Raw genomic sequence first — 19,518 nt, forward strand, 5'->3', positions numbered from 1 at the left:
GGACGAACCCGGCGCAAAATGCCGGGTTCATCATGCGGGTTGTCTATTCCCGTATCTTTTCGCGAATCTGCGTACCGGAGCCGGATTTGCGCAGGTTGGGCAAGGCCAGCATCAGCAGAACGAATGCGCCGGTGGCGAATTTCAGATCGGCCGGGGCCAGACCAAGCGTCAGGCAGAAGGAAATCAGCTGGTAATAGACGATCGAACCGACCACCGGCGCCATGACTTGGCGCAGGATGGTTTGCCGTCCGGTGATCGCTTCGCCGATGATCAGCGCGGCAAGGCCGTTGATCAGGATGCCGAAGCCCATATTGACGTCGACGAAACCTTGCGTCTGCACCATGATGCTGCCGCCGGTTGCCGAAAGCGCACTGGCAACGCCGACGCCCATGATGGTGGCGATGCCGACATTGATGCCCTGTGCTTCCGCCATGTCAGGGCTTGCGCCGACGGCGCGCATCGAGGTGCCCTTTTCCGACATGAAGAAATACAGCATCAGGCCGACAACCAGGGCAATCAGGGCGCCGACGATCAGGATTTTCACCCAGGGAACGTTGGCCGACGGGCCGGCAAGAATGGTGAAGACCGTGTCATAGGTGAAGAGCGGAATGTTTGTGCGGCCCATGATGCGCAGATTGATGCTGTAGAGCATCGTCATGACGAGGATGCCGGCGAGCAGCGTGTTGATCTTGAAGCGCAGGTGGATGAATGCCGTGGTGCAGCCGGCGAGAAAGCCGCAGACAAGCGCGACGCCGCAGGCCAGAAACGGATTGACGCCCATGCTGATCAGCGTGCCGCAGACGCAGCCGCCGAGCGGGAAGGCGCCTTCCGATGTCAGATCCGGGAAATTCAGGATGCGGAACGGCAGCATCACGCCGAGCACCACGAAGGCGACGATCAGGCTTTGCGCTATCGTGACGGGAATGAGACCGTAGAAACTGGTAAGAATGTCCAGCATGCTGCTCAACTCCCCTGCAATGCGATGGCGTCGGATTTGGTGTGAAACCGGTCAATGAGGTCGGGTACGGTAATGCCGCGTTTCTCCTCCTGTCCGATCTCAAGCAGAACCTTGCCTGCATCCATCATGACGATCTTGTTGCCGTACTTGATCGCATGTTCCATATTGTGCGTGACCATCAGCGTGGTCAGCTTCAGTTCCTCGACGGCGCGCACGGTTGTGTCCATCACCAGCTTGGCGGTGCGCGGATCGAGCGCGGCCGTATGCTCGTCGAGCAGCAGCAGTTTGGGCCGTGTCGACACCGCCATCACCAGCGATAGCGACTGGCGCTGGCCGCCGGACAAAAGCCCGACCGGCATGTCCAGCCGGTTTTCCAGGCCGAGATTGAGTTCCGCGAGCTGTTCACGATATTTGGCCTTGCGCGGCGCGGTCAGCCCGTAGGAGAAGCCGCGCGGCTTGCCACGCAATTCGGCCAGCAGCATGTTCTCGCCGATGGTCATGGTCGGCGCCGTACCGATCATCGGGTCCTGGAACACGCGGGCAATGAACTGCGCACGGCGATGCGCGTTCAGCTTGGTGACATCCTGGCTGTCAATCGTGATCCGTCCGGCATCGAGCGGCAGTTTGCCGGAAACGGCATTGAGAAAACTGGACTTGCCCGCGCCATTGCTGCCGATGACGATGCAGAAGTCGGCCGGTTTGAGCGCGATGTTCAAGCCATCAAGCGCCCGGCGTTCATCCAGCGTGCCGCGATAGAAAATCTTTGTGCCGCCCGTTACGGCAAGCATGTTGGTAGTCATGTTTGAGCCCCTCAAACCAGGACGAAGCGCCCCGTGTCAAAAGTTCCTGCGCCTGTGATGGCGCAGGAACTATATGTTTGCAGACGATAGGAGAAGGCTTATTTGACGAAACAGCCGCAATCCTTGAGGGAGTCCGGGGCTTTATGCCCGGTTTTCTCCAGGACCTTCTCGTTGATCAGCGCCGCGTGATCCGCATAGGACGGCTTGATCGGTGCGAGGCTGGCAGCGGACTTTCCGGCAATGATCTCGGCAGCAAGCTTGGCGGCGTTCTGGCCAACCTTGGTGTAGGACACTTCGAAGGCAGCGGCGACAAGGCCGTCACGCACGGCCTGGGCCGAGGCATTGACGATCGGGATATTGATGCTGAGCGCTGCGGCGGCAACAGCGGGAACGGCCGGCTGCACCAGGTTCGAGGCCGGTACGTAAATGACATCGGCCTTGCCGGCGAGCGAGCTCACGCGCATCGGAATGTCATTGGTGTTGTCGAGACCGACTTCCACGACGGTCAGGCCCTGCGCCGCGGCAGCTTCCTTGACCAGCTTCAACACGGCAACGTCATTGTCTTCACCCGGATTGTAGAGATAGGCGAGACGCTTGGCATCCGGCAGCAGCTGTTTGATGAACTTGACGACGGAGTTGACGTCCTGCAGGTCCGACGCACCGGTCATGTTCTTGTCGCCGGCTTCCCAGGAGGGTGTCAGCTTGGCGACGACCGGATCGGTCACGGCGGCGAAAACAACCGGCGTACCGGTGTTGCCGACGATCTGGCGGGCGCCCTGTGCCACCGGCGTGGTGACGGCGAGGATCAGTTTCGGATTGGCCGAAGCCAGTTTCGTCACCATTTGCGGGATGAGCGTTGCATCGAAATTCACCTGCAGCTCATCGAAAACTGCATCGGCAATGCCGAGCTTGACCAGTTCGGCCTTGAAGGCGGTGACGGTCTCGTCCAGCTGCGGATGCTTGCCGAACTGCGCAATGCCGATCTTCGTTTCCGCATAGGCTGCGCTGAGCCCAAGCCCCATTCCCAGTGCTGCAGCAAGCGCTGTCCGCACGACGTATTTTGCACCGATCATCGATTGTTCTCCATTTTTTGTTGGCTTTTTATTGGCCTCGCCTCCTCAGGCTTGAAAATAATATAACAAACGTGAAATGATATACAAACAGAAAATGGCAAAGGCCGAGGGAACGCAATGGCCGAAAGCATCAAGTCGGAAAACCTCTATACAGCGTTGCGCTCGCGCATCCTGAACGGCGACCTGCAACCAGGGCAATCCCTGCGGTTGCGCACGCTGGCCGCTGAGCTCGGCAGCAGTGCCACGCCGGTCCGGGAGGCGCTCAACCGGCTGCAGGCGGAGAGCTTTGTGACCACCGAGGCCAACAAGGGCTTTCGCGTGGCCATCGTCACCCTGGAGGAACTGCAGGATCTCGAAGCGGCGCGGTCTGTCATCGAAACCCAGCTCCTCGTCAGTTCCATCGAGAACGGCGACCGCGACTGGGAGGCCAATCTCGTCGGGGCACACTACCGGCTGTCGACCTGCGAGGTGCCCAATTCCTTTTCGCAGTTCGAGGCAATCGATGTCTGGGACGTCGCCCACACCGAATTTCACATGGCGCTCATCGCCGGGGCGTCGTCAAAGTGGCTGCTCAACTTTGCCCAGCAGCTGCATGCCCAGCTGCACCGCTATCGCCGCCACATCATCCTGCGGATCGATCACCTGACCCGTGTCGCGCAGGAAAACAGCGACAAGTCGCTCGGCAACCTGTCGCGCGAAGCGCTGGGGATCGATGCCCACACGGCCCTGATGGAAGCGGCGCTGGCCCGCGACAAGGCCAGGGCAGCGGCCTTGATGCTGGACCATGTGCGGCTTGCCAAGGACGCCTTTCTGAAACTTGCCAAAGCCAGCGGCATCGCCGGTTTTGATACGGCCGCCTGACAGATCAAAGAGAAGAGTGACGATGACACGGATCAATGCAAAACATTCGGATGAGACGGATACCCTGCGCCATTTCCGCGAGCGGTTCGATCTGCCGGATGGGGTGATTTACCTCGACGGCAATTCACTGGGCGCCCTGCCGAAGACGGTGAAAGCCCGCGTGGCCCACACCATCAGCGAGGAATGGGGCAATCAGCTCATCCGCAGCTGGAACACGGCGGGCTGGGTGCATCTGCCGCAAAAGGTTGGCGGCCGGATCGGCCGCCTGATCGGGGCGCAGGAGGGCACTGTCGTGTCGGCCGACAGCACCTCCATCAATCTGTTCAAGGTGCTGTCCGCCGCGCTCAGCCTCAATCCGGGCCGCAGCAAGATTGTCTCGGAACGGGAGAATTTTCCGACCGATCTCTATATCGCCGAGGGTGTCGCCAGGCAGATCGGTCAGGGCCACCGGCTTGTGCTGGCTGACAAGCCTGCCGATATCCCGGCGATGCTGGCGGACGATGTCGCCGTTCTCATGCTGACCCATGTGAACTATCGCACGGGCTATCGGCACGACATGGCCGCGATCACCAAAGCGGCGCATGACAAGGGCATTCTCGTCATCTGGGATCTCGCCCATTCCGCCGGTGCCATGGCGATTGATCTCACGGGTGCGGACGCTGATTTTGCCATCGGCTGCGGCTATAAATATCTCAATGGGGGTCCGGGTGCTCCGGCGTTTCTCTATGTCAATCCGTGCCATCACGGCGGCTTTCGCCAGCCGCTGTCCGGCTGGTTCGGACATCGCGCCCCCTTCGCCTTCGAATCATCCTATGCGCCGTCAAACAGCATTGACCAGTATCTGTGCGGCACGCCCTCCGTGCTTGGCATGGTGGCGATGGATGAGGCGCTGGCGCTGTGGGACGAGGTGGACATGGGTGCGCTGCGGGCCAAGTCCGTGGCGCTGTGCAATTTCTTCATTCAGGAAGTCGACGGTTTTGCCGGAGAATTCGGCCTGACGCTGGTCACGCCGCGCAACCCCGATCAGCGCGGCAGCCAGGTTTCCTATTCCTGCGACAATGGCTATGCCATCATGCAGGCGCTGATCGCCCGCGGCGTCATCGGTGATTTCCGCGCGCCCGATATCATCCGCTTCGGCTTTACGCCGCTTTATCTCAGTTTTGCCGAAGTGTCCGAAGCGGTTGCCATCCTGCGGGACATTCTGTCGACACGGGCCTGGGATGCGCCGAAATACAAGGTGAGGGAGGCCGTCACATGAGCCGCACACCCTACAATCCGGAGACGGAAGGCGCGCAGATGTCCTTCGACGGGCGCATGTCCTATGGCGACTACCTGCGCCTCGACAAGATATTGACGGCACAGGCACCGCTCTCCGATGCCCATGACGAAATGCTGTTCATCGTGCAGCACCAGGCGTCGGAAATCTGGATGCGGCTGGTTATCCATGAACTCATGTCGGTCTGCGAACACATTGCCAAAGACGATCTTGCGCCGTCGTTCAAGATGCTCAGCCGTGTCTCGCGCATTCTCGACCAGCTGAATTCCGCCTGGGACGTGCTCCGGACCATGACGCCGAGCGAGTACACGACCTTCCGCGAGGCGCTCGGCATGTCATCGGGTTTCCAGTCGTTCCAGTACCGCGCCATCGAGTTTCTGGCCGGCAACAAGAATGCCGCGATGATGCGCCCGCACGCCCACAGACCCGATATTCATGCGTGGCTGGAGGGTATCCTGCGCGCGCCCAGCATTTACGACCAGTCGATCCGTCTGCTCGCCCGCAAGGGCTTTGCCATCGACGCGGCGGTGCTGGAGCGGGATTGCGCGCTGCCCTATGAGGCCAATGACAGCGTGCGCGATGCCTGGCTGGTGGTCTACCGCTCGCCGGAGGCCCACTGGCCGCTGTATGAACTGGCGGAAAAGCTGGTGGATTTCGAGGATTATTTCCGCCGATGGCGGTTCAACCATGTCACCACGGTGGAACGCATCATCGGTTTCAAGACCGGCACGGGCGGAACATCCGGCGTCAATTACCTGCGCAAGATGCTCGATGTCGTGCTGTTTCCGGAATTGTGGAGCATGCGGACCGAACTCTAGGTCCGCATTGCATCAGGCGGCGTATTTATCGATGGCGACGCAGTCCATCGCCGACTTGGCGTGAATGTGGTTGCTGTGGGCAAAGCCGTGCTTGGCAATGGCTGCCAGATCGTCGTCCGGCTTGATCGGCCGTGACCACCAGTTGTCGTTGAGCACCCAGCCCTGGGCGGTGGCGCTTTCGACGTCCTGGCTGTCAGGGCGCAGAACGCAGGACTCATGCATGATTCGGGCATTGGGCGAGCGCCTGTTCATCATCTTGCGGCCTTCGGTAAGCGCCGTGGCCTCGTCTTCGGCAATGACAAGCTGATGAAACAGATGACGTGTCTGTTTGTATTTGGTCAGATAGGCAAATTTGACTTGATACGCTGGCACTTCATTCTCCTGCACCAAAGACTCAGTCGTTAACCATTTATTAATATTGGCACTTGACACGGCTTTTTCAAGGAGATGCAGGTTTTATACAGGTTTATTTGCGGGCGGTTTTCATCGCCTACGCATTCGTCAAGCCTTTGTTTTAAAATGATAAAGTTATTTTGTTTCACGGTCGAAATAAAAAGCCGTCCCGCCCTCCGGGGCAGAACGGCGCAAATGTGGCGTCAATCGGCTTGACGCGAATCAGCCATAGACGAGCTTGTCCTGCCGCTGCCTGAGTTCGACGATCTTCGAGCCGGGGATGGGGGCGGCATTGGCGCTGGTGATGAGTGCGCCCTTGGCGATGGGTGCCGTCACCGTGCCACCCTGCAACAGGCCGCAGGGGATGGCTCCGGCGGCGCGCGCCTCCGGCGCCGTCATGATCCAGGCGCGGTAGCAATATTCGCCGATCGCATCGAGCGTGTCGCCGACCTTCAGGTCCTTCTTCGCCACCGCGCAGACTTCCGCCACGGGTTTCGCCAGAGGCACCATGTCGGCCTTGCCGTAGAGCACGACGCGCGCGCAGGTCAGCGGCACTTCCAGCGAGGTCAGGTGATAGGGCCGGTGGAAGGTGAAATACGGGCCCTTGCCCATCTTCAGATCCTCCATCCGCTCCGAAATGCGCGGATGCGACATGTCGGCAACCACGAACACGCCCGGTGCCACGCCCTTGCCGATGGAATAGTCGACAACGCCGACCCGCGACAACAGCCCGCCATCCTTTTGCGGGATCAGCGTCTTGTTGAGCTGGTCCAGCGTGGCGGCGGGGCCGTGCATGCCGGCCTTGTCGGGGACCAGCCCCGTCGCATTGGCGATCGCCGCCATTTCCACCATGGTTTTGGACCCGTCGACGAATTCCACCAGCATGCGCACATTCATGTGGCGGCGTGCCGCCTCTTCCTGGTAATCGTCGGGAATGGCGTCGATGTTGAGCGGGTTGTTCTTGCCCTTGCCGGCGGCAACGATCGGATGGCCCATGGCCGAGACGAACTCGATCAGCTCCATGCAGGAGGACGGCTCGTCGCCGGCGCCCAGCGAATAGGTGACGCCCAGGCGGTCCGCCTCGCTTTTGAGGTACGCGCCGATGGTCACATCCGCCTCGACATTCATCATGACGAGGTGCTTGCCGTGCTCCATGGCTCTGAGGCCGATCTCGGCCCCGACCGCCGGAACGCCCGTCGCATCGATCACCACGTCGATCAGGTCATTTTCGAGGATGAGGTCGGCATTGCCGGTGACGGCGATCCTGCCGCCCTCCATCGCCGCGGTCAGGGCCGAGGCGGTGGTCACTTCCTTGGCATGCCCGGGTTCGCGGTAGGCGATATCGACGGCCTTGAGCGCATTGGGCAGGTTCAGTTCGGAAATCGCGCCGATCTCGACGCCGGGCATATGCGCCACCCGCGTGACGATGTCCGTGCCCATCTCGCCCGAGCCGATCAGCCCGATGCGGATCGGACGCCCCGCATCCGCCCGCGCCTGCATGTCCCGCGCCAATCCCGTCAATGCCACATTGCTCGCCATACCAAAACGCTCCTCATCCGGCTGCTTTGCGTTCCGGCATAGGACGGCAGACGGCGCTTGGCAACAGGCTAGATCTGCAAGAAGCGGAATTCCGTCTGCTGCCGGTAGGTCTCGCCGGGACGCAGCACGGTACCGGGGAAATGCGGCTGGTTGGGGCTGTCGGGAAAGTGCTGGGCCTCCAGGCACAGGCCTGCATGCGGCCCGTAGCGCCTGCCGCCAAGGCCGGTCAGTCCGGGGGCGATCATCCGGCCGTCGTAGAATTGCAGGCCGGGTTCGCTGGTATGAACCTGCAGTTCAAGGCCATTATCCGCGGCAAGGGACGCGGCATGGCGCAGGCCATCCCTGAGTGCGCCGCTCAGCACAAAATTGTGGTCATAGGCCGCGGGCGGCTGCGCGCCGATCAGGCGCGACGCGCGAAATTCGAAGGGCGTTGCGTCGACCGGCAGGATGTCGCCGGTCGGAATGAGGTCGCCCGCGACCGGCGTATAGCTGTCGGCGAAAATCTGCAGCCGGTGGCTGCGGATATCGTCGGACGCGTCGAGATTGAAATAGCTGTGCTGGGCGAAACTGGTGACTGTCGGCGCATCGGTCGTCGCCGTGATGTCCATGTGCAGCGTCGAATCCGCGGTGAAGCGGTAGGTGCAGCGCACCTTCATTGCCCCAGGGAAACCCTGGTCGCCGTCGGGCAGCCGCAAGGCGAGCGTGACCGACGAGGCGCTCCAGTCGGCGATGGTCCACAGGCGCTGTGACGTCCCCATCGCGCCGCCATGCAGGGTCTGTTTCCCACCTTCATTGCGGTCGAGCTGGTATTCCCTGCCGTCAAGGGTAAAGCGACCACGGGCAATCCTGTTGGCGTAGCGCCCGACCAGCGCGCCGAAATAGGGCGACTGGACGGGATAGGGGTCGAAGTGGTCGAAGCCGAGCACCACCCGTTGCGGCGTGCCATCCGCCAGCGGGATGTGCAGGTCGCGGATAACCGCGCCCCAGTTCAGCACATGCGCCAGCGCACCGGATGGCGACTGGATCGTCGCCTGGAACACCGGTTCCCCGGCGAACATTCCGAATGGCTGGGGGCCGAGCAGCGCGCGCACGCTCAGTGGTCCCGCACGGCTGTATTGCCGCGCGCGGCGAGCTTCGCCTGCAGGACAACGACAATGAGCAGAAACAGGCCGCGAATGACCGACTGCCAGTAGGCGGAGAGCGAAATCCAGCCTTTGCCGTTCTCGAAATTGAGAACGTTGAAGAGAATGCCGAGGAGCAGCACACCCGCCAGCGTTGCCCCGACCGAACCGACGCCGCCGGTCAAAAGGGTGCCGCCGACGACCACGGCGGCAATGGCAAAAAGCTCCCAGCCGACGCCCTCAATCGGTTGGCCCGCGCCGAACTGCGAGGCGAGGATGACGCCGGCCAGACCGGCAAGGCCGCCGCTGGCAAGATAGACCAGGAACTTGATCCGGCCGACCGGCAGGCCCATCATCCGCGTCGCATCCTCATTGCCGCCGACGGCCAGCACGCCGCGTCCGGTGCTGGTGAAGTTGAGGATGATCCAGCCGGCGATATAGGCGGCAAGCGCTATCCATGCCGGGATGGGGAAGCCGAAAAAGTTTTCCTGGCCGATGCTGGTAAAGCCGCTGTCGTAGGAGACGGAAACTGACTGGTTGTCGGCGAGCAGCAGGGCGGTGCCGCTGGCCGCCAGCATGGTTGCGAGCGTGGCGATGAACGGCATGATCTTCAGCCGGGTCACCAGCGCGGCATTGACGAGGCCGACGCAGAGCCCGGCGCCGACGCCGGCACCAAGCCCGATCCATGCGCCCTGCGGGCTGAAGAGCGCGGCGACCACGCTGCCAAGCGCTGCGGTCGACCCCACGGAGAGGTCGATGCCGCCGGTCATGATGACGAAGCACATGCCAAGCGCCACCAGCGCGAACATCGAATTGTAGCGCAGCACGCTCGATATGTTGAAAAAGCCGAGGAAATAATCGTAGCGCAGCCAGCCGAACAGGACGAGCAGCAGCAGCGCGACCACCACGCCGTACCTGCCGAGCAGGGATATCCATCGTGTCCGGGTCATGCGTGCGCCCTGCCTTGCTGCTGGATCCAGACGGCCAGGATGATGATCCCCGCCTTGACCACCAGTGCGGCGGCATCGGGCACGCCATTGGCGAGCAGCGTGTAGCGCACCAGCTGGATCGTCATGGCGCCGATGAGCGTGCCGATGATGGTGGCCTTGCCGCCGCTCAGCAGCGTGCCGCCGACGGCGACCGCGGCGATGGCGTCAAGCTCCATGCCGAGCCCGACCAGATTGGCGTCGCTGGAGGAATTGATGGCGATGACGACGAGCCCGGCCAGTCCCGCGCACAGGCCGCTGATGGCGTAGACCAGCAGCTTGACCCTGGCGACGGCAATGCCGGACAGTTCTGCCGCCCGCTCATTGCCGCCGATGGCGATGATCTGGCGGCCAAACACCGTCCGTTTCAGCATCCACGCGGCGGCAAGGACAATCAGCAGCATCAGGATGACCTGCACCGGAATGCCGAGCACCCGGCCAAGCCCGATGAACTGGAACTGCGGCACACGGAATGTCTGCAGATTGCCGTTGGTCATGACCTGCGCGATGCCGCGCCCGGCAATGAACAGAACAAGCGTGGCAACGATGGGCTGGATGCGGAAGGCGGAGATGAGCCAGCCATTGAACAGGCCGAACAGCCCGGCAACGGCGATGGAAACGAGCATGGCAGCGGCAACGGCGAGATAGATGTTGCCGATGGGCATGATCTTGCCGAGGAAGATCATCGGGGCGAGGGCGCCCGAGATGGCCATGAGCGACCCGACGGAGAGGTCGATGCCGCCTGTTGCAATGACCAGCGTCATGCCGACGGCAACGATGACGATGGTGCAGACCTGGGTGAGGTTTACATTCAGCGTCTGTATCGTTGCAAAATTGCGGGTGAATACCAGGTTGAACAGGATCAGCAGCAGCAGCGCGATCAGCGTGCCGTAGCGCGCGAGGAAGTCGAAGGGATCGAAACGCCGGGCTGTCGTGCGCGCCATTTGGGGTGTGCCGGTCATGCCAGGGCCTCCTCGACAGCGGGCGCGTTGCCGTGGGCCATGGCGCCCATGAGCGCATCTTCGGTGGCGGCGGCGCGGCCGAATTCGGCGACGCTGATACCGTCGCGCAGCACAAACACCCGGTCGGCGCCCTCGATGACCTCTTCCAGCTCGGAGGAGATCATCAGCACGGCCAGTCCCTGGTCCGCCAGCGATTTGATCAGCGACTGGATTTCGCCCTTGGCACCGACATCGATGCCGCGTGTCGGTTCGTCGAGAATGAGCAGGCGCGGGTTCATCGCCAGCCAGCGGCCAAGCAGGACTTTCTGCTGATTGCCGCCGGAAAGCTCGCGCACCTTCTGGTCCGGTCCGGAGCATTTGATGCCGAGCTGTTTGATGAAACGTTTCACGATCTCCTGCTGCGCCTTCTCGTCGATCACCCCGGATTTGGCGAGTTTCGGCATCAGCGCCAGCATCATGTTTTCCGCAACGCTCATATCCGGCACGATGCCTTCGCTCTTGCGGTCTTCTGTGCAGAAACCCATGCCTGCGGCGATGGCGTCGGAGGGCCGTCGCGGTTCGAACGTCTCGTCGCCATAGGTCATGGCACCCGCCTTCAGGCGGTCGATGCCGAAGACCAGCCGCGCCGTTTCGGTGCGGCCCGCGCCGAGCAGTCCGGCAAAACCGGCAATCTCGCCGCTGCGGATGGTGAAGGAGACGTCCTGAACGATCTGCCCGACAGCGAGATTATCGGCGGACAGCAGGACCTTGCCGATGTTCTTTTCATCGCGCGCGGTGAAGGCGGTGGCGTGGCCCTCGGTCTTTTCAATGCTGCGCCCCAGCATGGACGAGACGAGCTCGATCTTTTCAATTCCATCCATGCGGGCGGTCCTGATCGTCCGGCCGTCGCGCATGATCGTCACGCGGTCGCACACCGCATAGAGTTCATCCAGCTTGTGGCTGACGAACACCACGGAAACGCCGTCCTGTTTCAACTGGCGGATGACGTTGAAGAGGACGCCGACTTCGCGCTCGTCGAGCGAGGAGGTCGGCTCATCCATGATGACAAGCTTGGCGGAAAACCCGATGGCGCGGGCAATGGCCACCATCTGCTGGGTTGCCGTGTTGAATTCCATCAGGGGACGGCGCACGTCGACCCGGATATTGAAGCGCTGCAACAGGTTTTCAGCCTCCCGGTGCATGCTCGCCCAGTCGAGCAGGCCGTAGCGGCGTTTCTCCCGTCCAAGGCAGATGTTCTCCGTCAGGGAACGGTAGGGCACCAGATTGATTTCCTGATAGATGGTGCTGATGCCGTTCGCCTGCGCCTGCTGCGGCGAGGCGACTTCAAACGGCTTGCCGTCGAACGTCACGTCGCCCGCATCCCGCCGGTGATAGCCGGTCAGCACCTTGATGAGCGTCGATTTTCCCGCGCCGTTCTGGCCGATCAGCGCATGCACCTCGCCGCGGGCCACGGTGAACGAGGCGGCGGAAAGGGCAGGGATACCCGCAAAGCGCTTGTCGATGCCTGTCATCGACAGAAGAATATCGGTGTCCATTGCAAAGCCGTTTCTGAAATCATCCGGAGCTTTTGCCTGGATGCAGGGTTGCACCAGACATGAAAAAGCCAGCGCTCCATGGAAGCGCTGGCTTCGTCAGATATCAATAGGCGGAGCTCAACAATTTTGCCGCATTGCCGGCATCGTAGAACTGGTCCGGATTGATGATCTTCGGGGCGATTTTCTCCCCGGCGGCATAGGCGGCTGCCGTATCGTAGGCCTTGGGGCCGAAGCGCGGATTGCATTCGACCACCGCGGCAATCTTGCCGTCGACCACGGCCTGGACCGCTTCCTTGCCGCCATCGATCGACAGGACGAGGATGTCCTTGCCGGGCACCTTGCCTGCCGCTTCAATGGCGGAAATCGCGCCGATCGCCATTTCGTCATTGTGGGCGTAGATGACATTGGCGTCGGGATGCGCCTGCAGCAGGGTTTCGGCGACCTGGCGGCCCTTGTCACGGGCAAAATCGCCGGTCTGCGAGGCAACGATCGAGAAATCCGAATGCTTGGCGATGACGTCGTCAAAGCCCTTCTTGCGGTCGTTGGCCGGCGAGGAGCCGGTCGTGCCTTCCAGTTCGATGATCTTGGTCTTGCCCTTCGCATTGGCCACCAGCCATTCGCCGATGCGCTGGCCTTCCTCGATGAAGTTGGAGCCGATGAAGGTTACATAGTCGTCGCCGGCCTTGGCGAGGGACGGATCGACGCTGCGGTCAAGCAGGATAACCGGAATGCCGGCGCTCTTGGCGGCCTTGATCGCCGGAATCAGCGGCTTTTCCTCGCGCGGGGCCAGGAAAATCAGGTCGACGCCCTGTGCGATCATCGAATTGACGTCGGCGACCTGCTTGGCCGCGGAGCTTGCCGCATCCGTGTAGACAAGCTGCCAGCCGCGCTTCTTGGCCTCTTCCTGCATGCTGGCCGTCTGGGCCAGACGCCACGGATTGTTGCTTTCCGTCTGGGCGAAGCCGACCTTGTAGGTGTCTTTCTTCTTCAGCGGCGGCGACGCGGCGAAAACACTGCCTGCAGCCATGGCGGCGACGAGGCCGGCGGCCGAGGTGAGCAATAGGGTACGACGGGTGATGGACATACGAATTTTCCTCCCAGAAATTCAGAGCGTGGAAATTCCACTGGTCTGATCATCTTCATTTATAAAAATTAGTCAATAATTATTTATGTTGATTAGCCGGTGTTTCGCTGCATAATCATTCCCAAGCGGTCTGATTGATTCAGCCGTGCTTGCATGTGGCAAAGGGCTGTTTTCGAATGAATGACACAGTGGATGATGTGACCACTGAAAAGAAAAAGCCCGTCCGGGTCACGGCCCGGCGCAAACGCGTCAACAAGCGCGTGACGATGACCGATATCGCGCGCATCGCCGGCTGTTCGCAGGCAACGGTTTCCTTCGTGCTCAACAAGACGCCGGGCATCAAGCTGGCGGCGGAAACGCGCGAACGCGTGATCGAGGCTGCCCGCTCGCTCGGCTATGCCGCGCCCAACTTTGCCCACCTGGACAGCCATGATGCCTATGCGCCTGCGGTCGACGGCAAGATCGGCTTCGTGGTCGACCAGCTGGCAACCAGTCCCGAAGCGGTCGTTGCCATTGAGGGCGCGCGGCAGGCCTCGTGGAATGCAGGCAACATCATTCTGGTTGCCCAGACATTGAATGATCCCGAGATGGAGCCGCGCACCATCCGCGCCCTGCGCGAGCAGGGGATTTCCGCGCTGATCTATATGGCGATCTTTACCCGCGAGGTGACGTTGCCGGATTACCTCTACAATCTCGATATCCCGCTGGTGCTCCTCAACTGCTATACCGCCGACTATGCTTTTCCGGCGGTCGTTCCGAGCGAGATTGCCGGCGGCCAGCACTCGACCCGCCACCTGATCCAGCATGGCCACCGGCGCATCGGCATCATCACCGGCGAGCCGTGGATGGAGGCGGCGAAGGACCGGCTGCGCGGTTATCGCCGGGCGCTGGCGACCGCCGATATCCCCTTCGATCCGGAACTGGTGATTGAGGGCGACTGGTCGGCAAGCGCGGGCTACAAGGCGACGAAGACGCTGCTGGCGCTGAAGGACAGGCCCACTGCCATTTTCTGCCAGAATGACCGGACCGCCATCGGCTGCTACGAAGCGTTGAAGGAAGCGGGCATCCGCATCCCGGAGGATATTTCGGTCATCGGCTATGACGATGAAGAAATATCACGGCACCTGCACCCGCAATTGACGACATCCGTTCTGCCGCACCGGGCGATGGGCCGCTGGGCCATCGAACAGCTCGACAGCTATGCCCCGGGGAGCGAAACGCGCTACCCCATCACCAAGCTCGAATGCCCGCTGGTCGAGCGTCTCTCGGTGGCGGAGCGCACCAGGCAGATATCCGCTAGATCTGGTCCGGGGGTGACTTTCCTTTGACATAATCAGCCCGGTCGATGCCGTGGCGCTGAAGCTTGTCGTAGAATGTCTTGCGCGGAATGCCCAGGGCCTCGATCGTTGTCCTCACATCGCCATTGTTGCCCGTCAGGGCCTCGCGGATGAGCCTTGCCTCATGGCGTTCCATGGCCTCGGGCAGGGTGAGCGTGCTGGTCTGCGACGGCGTCTGTTCACTGGTCATTTCATCCAGACCCAGCGCAACCCGCTCGGCGAAATGCGCGAGTTCGCGCACATTGCCGGGCCAGTCATGATCCATCAGCCGCGCGCGCATCGCCGCGTTTATGTCCTGCGGTTCCGTCTTGAAGCGGATGGCGGCGCGGTGCAGGAAATGCGTGAACAGCAGCGGAATATCCTCCTTGCGCTCGCGCAGGGGCGGTATCGACACCGTGACGACATTGAGACGGTAGAACAGATCCTCGCGGAAATTCGCCCGCTGTTCGGGGCTGCCGAGATCGACCTTTGCCGCGGCGACGACGCGCAGGTCCACGGGCCTGTGTTCATTGGTGCCAAGCGGCGTGATTTCCCGCATTTCCAGAACGCGCAGCAGTTTGACCTGGGTGGCCAAAGGCATGCTCTCGATCTCGTCGAGGAACAATGTACCGCCGCTGGCATGTTCGATCCGCCCGATACGCTTGTTCTGCGCGCCGGTGAAGGCTCCGGCCTCGTGGCCGAACAGCTCGCTCTCGATCACCGATTCCGGCAGGGCGCCGCAATTGAGCGCGACAAAATTGCCCTGCCTGCGACGGCTCCATTCATGCAGGAGACCGGCGGCCACGTCCTTGCCGCTGCCGGTCTCGCCGGCAATCAGCACATCCACATCGGCATTGGCCACATGACGCAGCGTCTTGCGCAGATTCTGCATCACGGGTGTCTGGCCGATCAGCGGCACCGTTTCGTCGGAGGCCTCCATGAATTGCCGCAGCTGGCGATTTTCCATGACAAGCTGGCGCTTGTCCGCGGCGCGGCGGATGCTCTGGACGAGGCGCTCGGCCGGATAGGGTTTGGCGATGAAGTCGTAGGCGCCTTCCTGCATGGCCTCGACGGCCATTTCGATATCGCCATGCCCGGTGATCAGGATGACGGGCAGATCCGCGTCCATCGCGCGCAGGCGCCGGAAAAATTCCAGCCCGTCCACATGCGGCATGCGGATATCGCTGACGACGACGCCGGCGAATTCCGGTGTCAGGAAGCGCAGGGCACTCATGGCATCGGCGAACGGAATCACGCTGAACCCGGCAAGTTCCAGCGTCTGCCTGTTGGCGTTGCGCAGGTCGTCATCATCGTCGACAAAGGCGATTTGCGGCTGGAATCCCATGATCAGGCAACCCTTTTGAGATGGACGGTGAATCGGGTTCCGGCGCTGCTGCTGTCCACTTCGATGCGTCCGCCATACTCGGCGACGATGTCATGGCAGATGACCAGGCCAAGCCCGAGCCCGCGGTCCTTGGAGGTGTTGAAGGGGGTAAACAGCGCCTGCATGATGTCATCCGGAATGCCGGGGCCGTTATCGGCCACGGTCAGCTGCACCTCGTCGTCGCCGACGGCATAGCCGACGCTGATCCGGCTGGATGGCCCACCTTCGGTTGCCTCCAGCGCGTTCTGCATCAGATTGATCAGCACCTGCTCGAGCCGGATGCGGTTGCCATGCACCTTCAGTCCGGCCGGCGGCGTCTCGGTCGTGATTTTGCCGACGGTCTGGCGGAAACGGCTGCCGAGCAGCAGCAGCGCGCCTTCGATGACGTCGCTGACATCTGCCGGACCGGCATCGCCTGTGCCCTTGCGCGAGAAGGTGCGCAGTTCATCGGTGATGCTGCCGATGCGTTCGGTGAGGCCCGCGATGGCCGACAGGTTTTCCCTGGCCGGTTCGATCTGATTGCGCGACAGAAACGTCCCGGCATTGTCGGCATAGGCGCGGATGGCCGCCACGGGCTGGTTGATCTCATGCGCAACGCCCGCCGTCACCTGCCCGAGAATGGCAAGGCGGTTGGCCTGCACCAGTTCCTGCTGCACGGTCTGCAGCTTGTTTTCGGTTTTCTGCCGCTCCTCCGCCTGCATCACCAGTTCGGCATGCGCGGTGCTCAGCGCTTCGGTGCGTTCCGCCACACGGCGCTCCAGTTCGCGGCGCGCCAGTTCCTGCTCCTGCAGGCGCTGCAGCGCCAGGCCGCGGCGATGCAGGAAGAACGCGGTGAAGCCGAGGACAGGCGCAATGACCGCCAGGGCCGCGAGCTGCGCGGCGCGGATGGCTTCGCTCACCGCCGCGCCGGCCGGGGTCAGCAATTGCAGCGTCCAGCTGGTTGTCGGCACGGGAACACGGACCCGGACATATTCCGCGTCCTGGCTGGAACCCGGCAATTGGGCGGTTACCCTGTCCGGCGTCGCGGTTGTCAGGGCGGGCGCGACGCTCAAAGGTTCGAGCGGCGCATTGCCGAACTGCAGGCTTTCCCGGATCGGGCCGAGCTGTTCGGCCGGGATTGGTGCCTGCGCCATGAAGCGCCATTCGGGAAAGCTGGTGATCAGCACGATGCCGCGCGGATCAAGGACATAGGACGGGTCGCTGCTCCGGCGCCAGTCGGCTTCCAGTTCGTCGAACTCGACCTTGACGACAATCACGCCAAGCAGGCCGTTCGGACCGTCGATGCGCCGCGAAATATACAGGCCCGGCCGTTTGCTGATCGTGCCGAGCGCATAGTGCTCGGCACTGCCATTGGCGAGTGCGCGCAGATAATAGGGGCGGAAACTGTAGTCGACGCCGACAAAGCTGGTCGGTTCCTGCCAGTTGCTGGCCGACAGGGCCGTGCCCTTTGCGTCGAGGAGATAGATGACGGACGCGTGCGTGCCTTCGATCAGGCTTTCCAGCTTGCGGTCGACAAGATGCAGCATGCTTTCGCTGCGGGATGACAGCGCGCTGATGAGGTCGCGGTCCTGCGAGAGGACGAAGGGCAGGGAGCGTTGCTTCTCCAGCACGGTCCGCAGCAGGACGGCGTTGAGTTCCGCCGCGCTTCTCGCCCGGGTTTCCAGCGCGACATAGGCGCGGTTGCGGCCGTAGTCATTGGCGGCCAGCAGGGCGCCGAGAATGATGAAAACGGCCAGGGCGCCATAGACGATTTTGCCCATGGTGCTGAATCCCCCGGTCCGGGGCAGCATATCGGCATCGTTTGGCAAGGGGCGGTCCATGGCTGATTTGTGCATATATCCGCACGATTGACAATATATTTGTGCGAAATTCCGCACGCTTTTATACCCTGCGCCCGAAGGTTAAAAATAATATGTAATAAAATCAATATATTATTAAATAGATCAAGATTGGCACGGTGCTTGCTTATGCCTTTCCAGAGAACGCATGCGTTGTTCTCGAGAACAAGAAGGGCCCGGGAGGCTGACAGGGTTTCTGCCAGACGCGGCTCGCACCATGGAGGAAGACATGAGTCCTGTGACCATCAGCGCAGCACCGCAGCCGCGCGTCAAGAAACCTATCTATACCCATCTGTATTTCCAGGTCATCGTTGCCATCACCATCGGCATCGCGCTTGGCCACTATTATCCCGATGTCGGCACCAGCATGAAGCCGCTCGGCGATGCCTTCATCAAGCTGGTGAAGATGATCATCGCTCCGGTCATATTCCTGACCGTGACGACCGGCATCGCCGGTATGAGCGATCTGCAGAAAGTCGGCCGCGTCGCCGGCAAGGCGATGATCTACTTCCTCACCTTCTCGACACTGGCGCTGATCGTCGGCCTTATCGTTGCAAATGTCGTGCAGCCCGGTGCCGGCATGAACATCAATCCGGCAACGCTCGATCCGGCCTCGGTCGCCACCTACACGCAGCAGGCGCATGAACAGAGTGTCATCGGCTTCCTGCAGAATATCATTCCGACGACGATCGTCGGTGCCTTTGCCTCCGGCGACATTCTTCAGGTGCTGTTCTTCTCGGTTCTCTTCGGTGTATCGCTGGCCATGGTCGGCGAGCGCGCAGCGCCGGTCACCAACTTCCTGCACGTGCTGTCCGCACCGGTGTTCAAGCTGGTCGCCATTCTGATGAAGGCCGCCCCCATCGGTGCCTTCGGCGCCATGGCGTTCACCATCGGCAAGTACGGCATTTCGTCGGTTGCCAACCTGCTGTTCCTCATCGGAACCTTCTACCTGACCTCGATCCTCTTCGTGGTCATCATCCTCGGTGCCGTCGCCCGCTACAACGGCTTCTCGATTTTCGCCCTGATCCGTTACATCAAGGAAGAACTGCTGCTCGTTCTCGGCACCAGCTCATCCGAAGCCGCCCTGCCGACGCTGATGGCGAAAATGGAAAAGGCGGGCTGCAAGAAGTCCGTTGTCGGTCTCGTCATCCCGACCGGCTATTCCTTCAACCTGGACGGCACCAACATCTACATGACATTGGCTGCGCTGTTCATTGCCCAGGCAACCAACACACCGCTGACCCTGACGGATCAGGTTCTGCTGCTGCTGGTGGCCATGCTCAGCTCCAAGGGTGCTGCCGGTATCACCGGTGCCGGCTTCATCACGCTGGCGGCAACGCTGTCCGTGGTTCCGGCCGTGCCGGTCGCCGGCATGGCGCTGATCCTCGGCATCGACCGCTTCATGTCGGAATGCCGCGCGCTGACCAACCTCGTCGGCAATGCGGTCGCAACAATCGTTGTCGCCCGCTGGGAAGGTGAACTGGACAAGGGTCAGCTTGACCGCGCACTGCATGGCGGTGTCAGCGAAGACGAAGCCCTTGCCTATGCCGGCTGACAGCCGGTAACTACTGAAA

17 protein-coding genes are annotated in these 19,518 nt (G+C 61.7%); 5 read left to right on the forward strand and 12 right to left on the reverse strand.

The features are described from left to right. Positions 1-43: 43 nt before the first annotated feature. The 3 genes from ACIQWS_RS17505 to ACIQWS_RS17515 all read right to left on the reverse strand — a co-directional run bounded on the left by ACIQWS_RS17505 (position 44) and on the right by ACIQWS_RS17515 (position 2,831). The gene (locus ACIQWS_RS17505) at positions 44-958 is read right to left on the reverse strand and encodes an ABC transporter permease (protein WP_346305363.1); all 915 of its coding nucleotides are present in this window, start codon (positions 956-958) and stop codon (positions 44-46) included. Between the two features lie 5 nt (positions 959-963). Next, complete coding sequence (locus ACIQWS_RS17510) at positions 964-1,746, reverse strand: ABC transporter ATP-binding protein (RefSeq protein WP_346305367.1); 783 nt, start codon at positions 1,744-1,746, stop codon at positions 964-966. Positions 1,747-1,856: 110 nt separating this feature from the next. Then, positions 1,857-2,831, reverse strand: a complete 975-nt coding sequence (locus tag ACIQWS_RS17515) for an ABC transporter substrate-binding protein (RefSeq protein ID WP_346305364.1) — start codon at positions 2,829-2,831, stop codon at positions 1,857-1,859. A 117-nt stretch (positions 2,832-2,948) separates the two neighbouring features. Between ACIQWS_RS17515 and ACIQWS_RS17520 the strand changes: the two genes are divergently transcribed. The 3 genes from ACIQWS_RS17520 to kynA are packed head-to-tail and all read left to right on the forward strand — an operon-like array spanning position 2,949 to position 5,786. Then, positions 2,949-3,692 (forward strand): GntR family transcriptional regulator, encoded by a 744-nt coding sequence (locus tag ACIQWS_RS17520; protein ID WP_223614754.1) that lies wholly within the window; start codon positions 2,949-2,951, stop codon positions 3,690-3,692. Positions 3,693-3,714: 22 nt separating this feature from the next. Next, positions 3,715-4,950: a kynureninase gene (gene kynU, locus ACIQWS_RS17525; protein ID WP_403182058.1), complete on the forward strand. Its 1,236-nt coding sequence runs from the start codon at positions 3,715-3,717 to the stop codon at positions 4,948-4,950. After that, complete coding sequence (gene kynA, locus ACIQWS_RS17530; protein ID WP_223614756.1) at positions 4,947-5,786, forward strand: tryptophan 2,3-dioxygenase; 840 nt, start codon at positions 4,947-4,949, stop codon at positions 5,784-5,786. Before kynU ends, kynA begins: the two co-directional genes overlap by 4 nt. 12 nt (positions 5,787-5,798) lie before the next feature. On the opposite strand, the gene ACIQWS_RS17535 is transcribed toward kynA, so the two are convergent. The 7 genes from ACIQWS_RS17535 to ACIQWS_RS17565 form a co-directional block, all read right to left on the reverse strand. Then, positions 5,799-6,158, reverse strand: a complete 360-nt coding sequence (locus ACIQWS_RS17535; RefSeq protein WP_346305366.1) for a hypothetical protein — start codon at positions 6,156-6,158, stop codon at positions 5,799-5,801. 243 nt (positions 6,159-6,401) lie between these two features. Then, positions 6,402-7,718, reverse strand: coding sequence for an NAD(P)H-dependent oxidoreductase (locus ACIQWS_RS17540; RefSeq protein WP_403182062.1), 1,317 nt, complete (start codon positions 7,716-7,718; stop codon positions 6,402-6,404). A 68-nt stretch (positions 7,719-7,786) separates the two neighbouring features. After that, positions 7,787-8,809: an aldose epimerase family protein gene (locus ACIQWS_RS17545; protein ID WP_403182065.1), complete on the reverse strand. Its 1,023-nt coding sequence runs from the start codon at positions 8,807-8,809 to the stop codon at positions 7,787-7,789. A gap of 2 nt (positions 8,810-8,811) precedes the next feature. Next, positions 8,812-9,789 carry an ABC transporter permease gene (locus ACIQWS_RS17550; RefSeq protein ID WP_403182069.1) on the reverse strand — a complete coding sequence of 326 codons (978 nt, stop codon included), beginning with the start codon at positions 9,787-9,789 and terminating at the stop codon, positions 8,812-8,814. After that, a complete protein-coding gene (locus ACIQWS_RS17555; protein ID WP_403182072.1) occupies positions 9,786-10,787 on the reverse strand; it encodes an ABC transporter permease in 1,002 nt (333 codons plus the stop codon). The genes ACIQWS_RS17550 and ACIQWS_RS17555 overlap by 4 nt, the downstream gene beginning before the upstream one ends. Next, positions 10,784-12,322, reverse strand: coding sequence for a sugar ABC transporter ATP-binding protein (locus ACIQWS_RS17560; RefSeq protein WP_403182076.1), 1,539 nt, complete (start codon positions 12,320-12,322; stop codon positions 10,784-10,786). Before ACIQWS_RS17560 ends, ACIQWS_RS17555 begins: the two co-directional genes overlap by 4 nt. Positions 12,323-12,425: 103 nt before the next feature. After that, positions 12,426-13,406, reverse strand: coding sequence for an ABC transporter substrate-binding protein (locus ACIQWS_RS17565; protein WP_403182079.1), 981 nt, complete (start codon positions 13,404-13,406; stop codon positions 12,426-12,428). A 176-nt stretch (positions 13,407-13,582) separates the two neighbouring features. Between ACIQWS_RS17565 and ACIQWS_RS17570 the strand changes: the two genes are divergently transcribed. Continuing rightward, positions 13,583-14,734 (forward strand): LacI family DNA-binding transcriptional regulator, encoded by a 1,152-nt coding sequence (locus ACIQWS_RS17570; protein WP_403182082.1) that lies wholly within the window; start codon positions 13,583-13,585, stop codon positions 14,732-14,734. Here the strand turns inward: ACIQWS_RS17570 and ACIQWS_RS17575 are convergent. Next, positions 14,703-16,067 (reverse strand): sigma-54 dependent transcriptional regulator, encoded by a 1,365-nt coding sequence (locus ACIQWS_RS17575; RefSeq protein WP_346306886.1) that lies wholly within the window; start codon positions 16,065-16,067, stop codon positions 14,703-14,705. The genes ACIQWS_RS17570 and ACIQWS_RS17575 overlap by 32 nt on opposite strands. 2 nt (positions 16,068-16,069) lie before the next feature. Beyond that, positions 16,070-17,941, reverse strand: coding sequence for an ATP-binding protein (locus ACIQWS_RS17580; protein WP_403182087.1), 1,872 nt, complete (start codon positions 17,939-17,941; stop codon positions 16,070-16,072). A gap of 232 nt (positions 17,942-18,173) precedes the next feature. On the opposite strand from ACIQWS_RS17580, the gene ACIQWS_RS17585 reads away from it, so the two are divergent. Then, a complete protein-coding gene (locus tag ACIQWS_RS17585; RefSeq protein ID WP_223614765.1) occupies positions 18,174-19,499 on the forward strand; it encodes a dicarboxylate/amino acid:cation symporter in 1,326 nt (441 codons plus the stop codon). The last annotated feature ends 19 nt before the right edge of the window (positions 19,500-19,518 follow it).

It is taken from the genome of Phyllobacterium sp. NPDC097923 (assembly GCF_044760925.1).
GTDB classification, from domain to species: domain Bacteria; phylum Pseudomonadota; class Alphaproteobacteria; order Rhizobiales; family Rhizobiaceae; genus Phyllobacterium; species Phyllobacterium calauticae.

Bases quoted from the DNA above. Each gene is read 5' to 3' on its own strand.
- ACIQWS_RS17505 (WP_346305363.1), bottom strand. From the start codon at position 958: ATGCTGGACATTCTTACCAGTTTCTACGGTCTCATTCCCGTCACGATA.
- kynA (WP_223614756.1), top strand. From the start codon at position 4,947: ATGAGCCGCACACCCTACAATCCGGAGACGGAAGGCGCGCAGATGTCC.
- ACIQWS_RS17540 (WP_403182062.1), bottom strand. From the start codon at position 7,718: ATGGCGAGCAATGTGGCATTGACGGGATTGGCGCGGGACATGCAGGCG.
- ACIQWS_RS17515 (WP_346305364.1), bottom strand. From the start codon at position 2,831: ATGATCGGTGCAAAATACGTCGTGCGGACAGCGCTTGCTGCAGCACTG.
- ACIQWS_RS17585 (WP_223614765.1), top strand. From the start codon at position 18,174: ATGAGTCCTGTGACCATCAGCGCAGCACCGCAGCCGCGCGTCAAGAAA.
- ACIQWS_RS17560 (WP_403182076.1), bottom strand. From the start codon at position 12,322: ATGGACACCGATATTCTTCTGTCGATGACAGGCATCGACAAGCGCTTT.
- ACIQWS_RS17575 (WP_346306886.1), bottom strand. From the start codon at position 16,067: ATGGGATTCCAGCCGCAAATCGCCTTTGTCGACGATGATGACGACCTG.
- kynU (WP_403182058.1), top strand. From the start codon at position 3,715: ATGACACGGATCAATGCAAAACATTCGGATGAGACGGATACCCTGCGC.
- ACIQWS_RS17565 (WP_403182079.1), bottom strand. From the start codon at position 13,406: ATGTCCATCACCCGTCGTACCCTATTGCTCACCTCGGCCGCCGGCCTC.
- ACIQWS_RS17555 (WP_403182072.1), bottom strand. From the start codon at position 10,787: ATGACCGGCACACCCCAAATGGCGCGCACGACAGCCCGGCGTTTCGAT.
- ACIQWS_RS17580 (WP_403182087.1), bottom strand. From the start codon at position 17,941: ATGCACAAATCAGCCATGGACCGCCCCTTGCCAAACGATGCCGATATG.
- ACIQWS_RS17520 (WP_223614754.1), top strand. From the start codon at position 2,949: ATGGCCGAAAGCATCAAGTCGGAAAACCTCTATACAGCGTTGCGCTCG.
- ACIQWS_RS17570 (WP_403182082.1), top strand. From the start codon at position 13,583: ATGAATGACACAGTGGATGATGTGACCACTGAAAAGAAAAAGCCCGTC.
- ACIQWS_RS17510 (WP_346305367.1), bottom strand. From the start codon at position 1,746: ATGCTTGCCGTAACGGGCGGCACAAAGATTTTCTATCGCGGCACGCTG.
- ACIQWS_RS17550 (WP_403182069.1), bottom strand. From the start codon at position 9,789: ATGACCCGGACACGATGGATATCCCTGCTCGGCAGGTACGGCGTGGTG.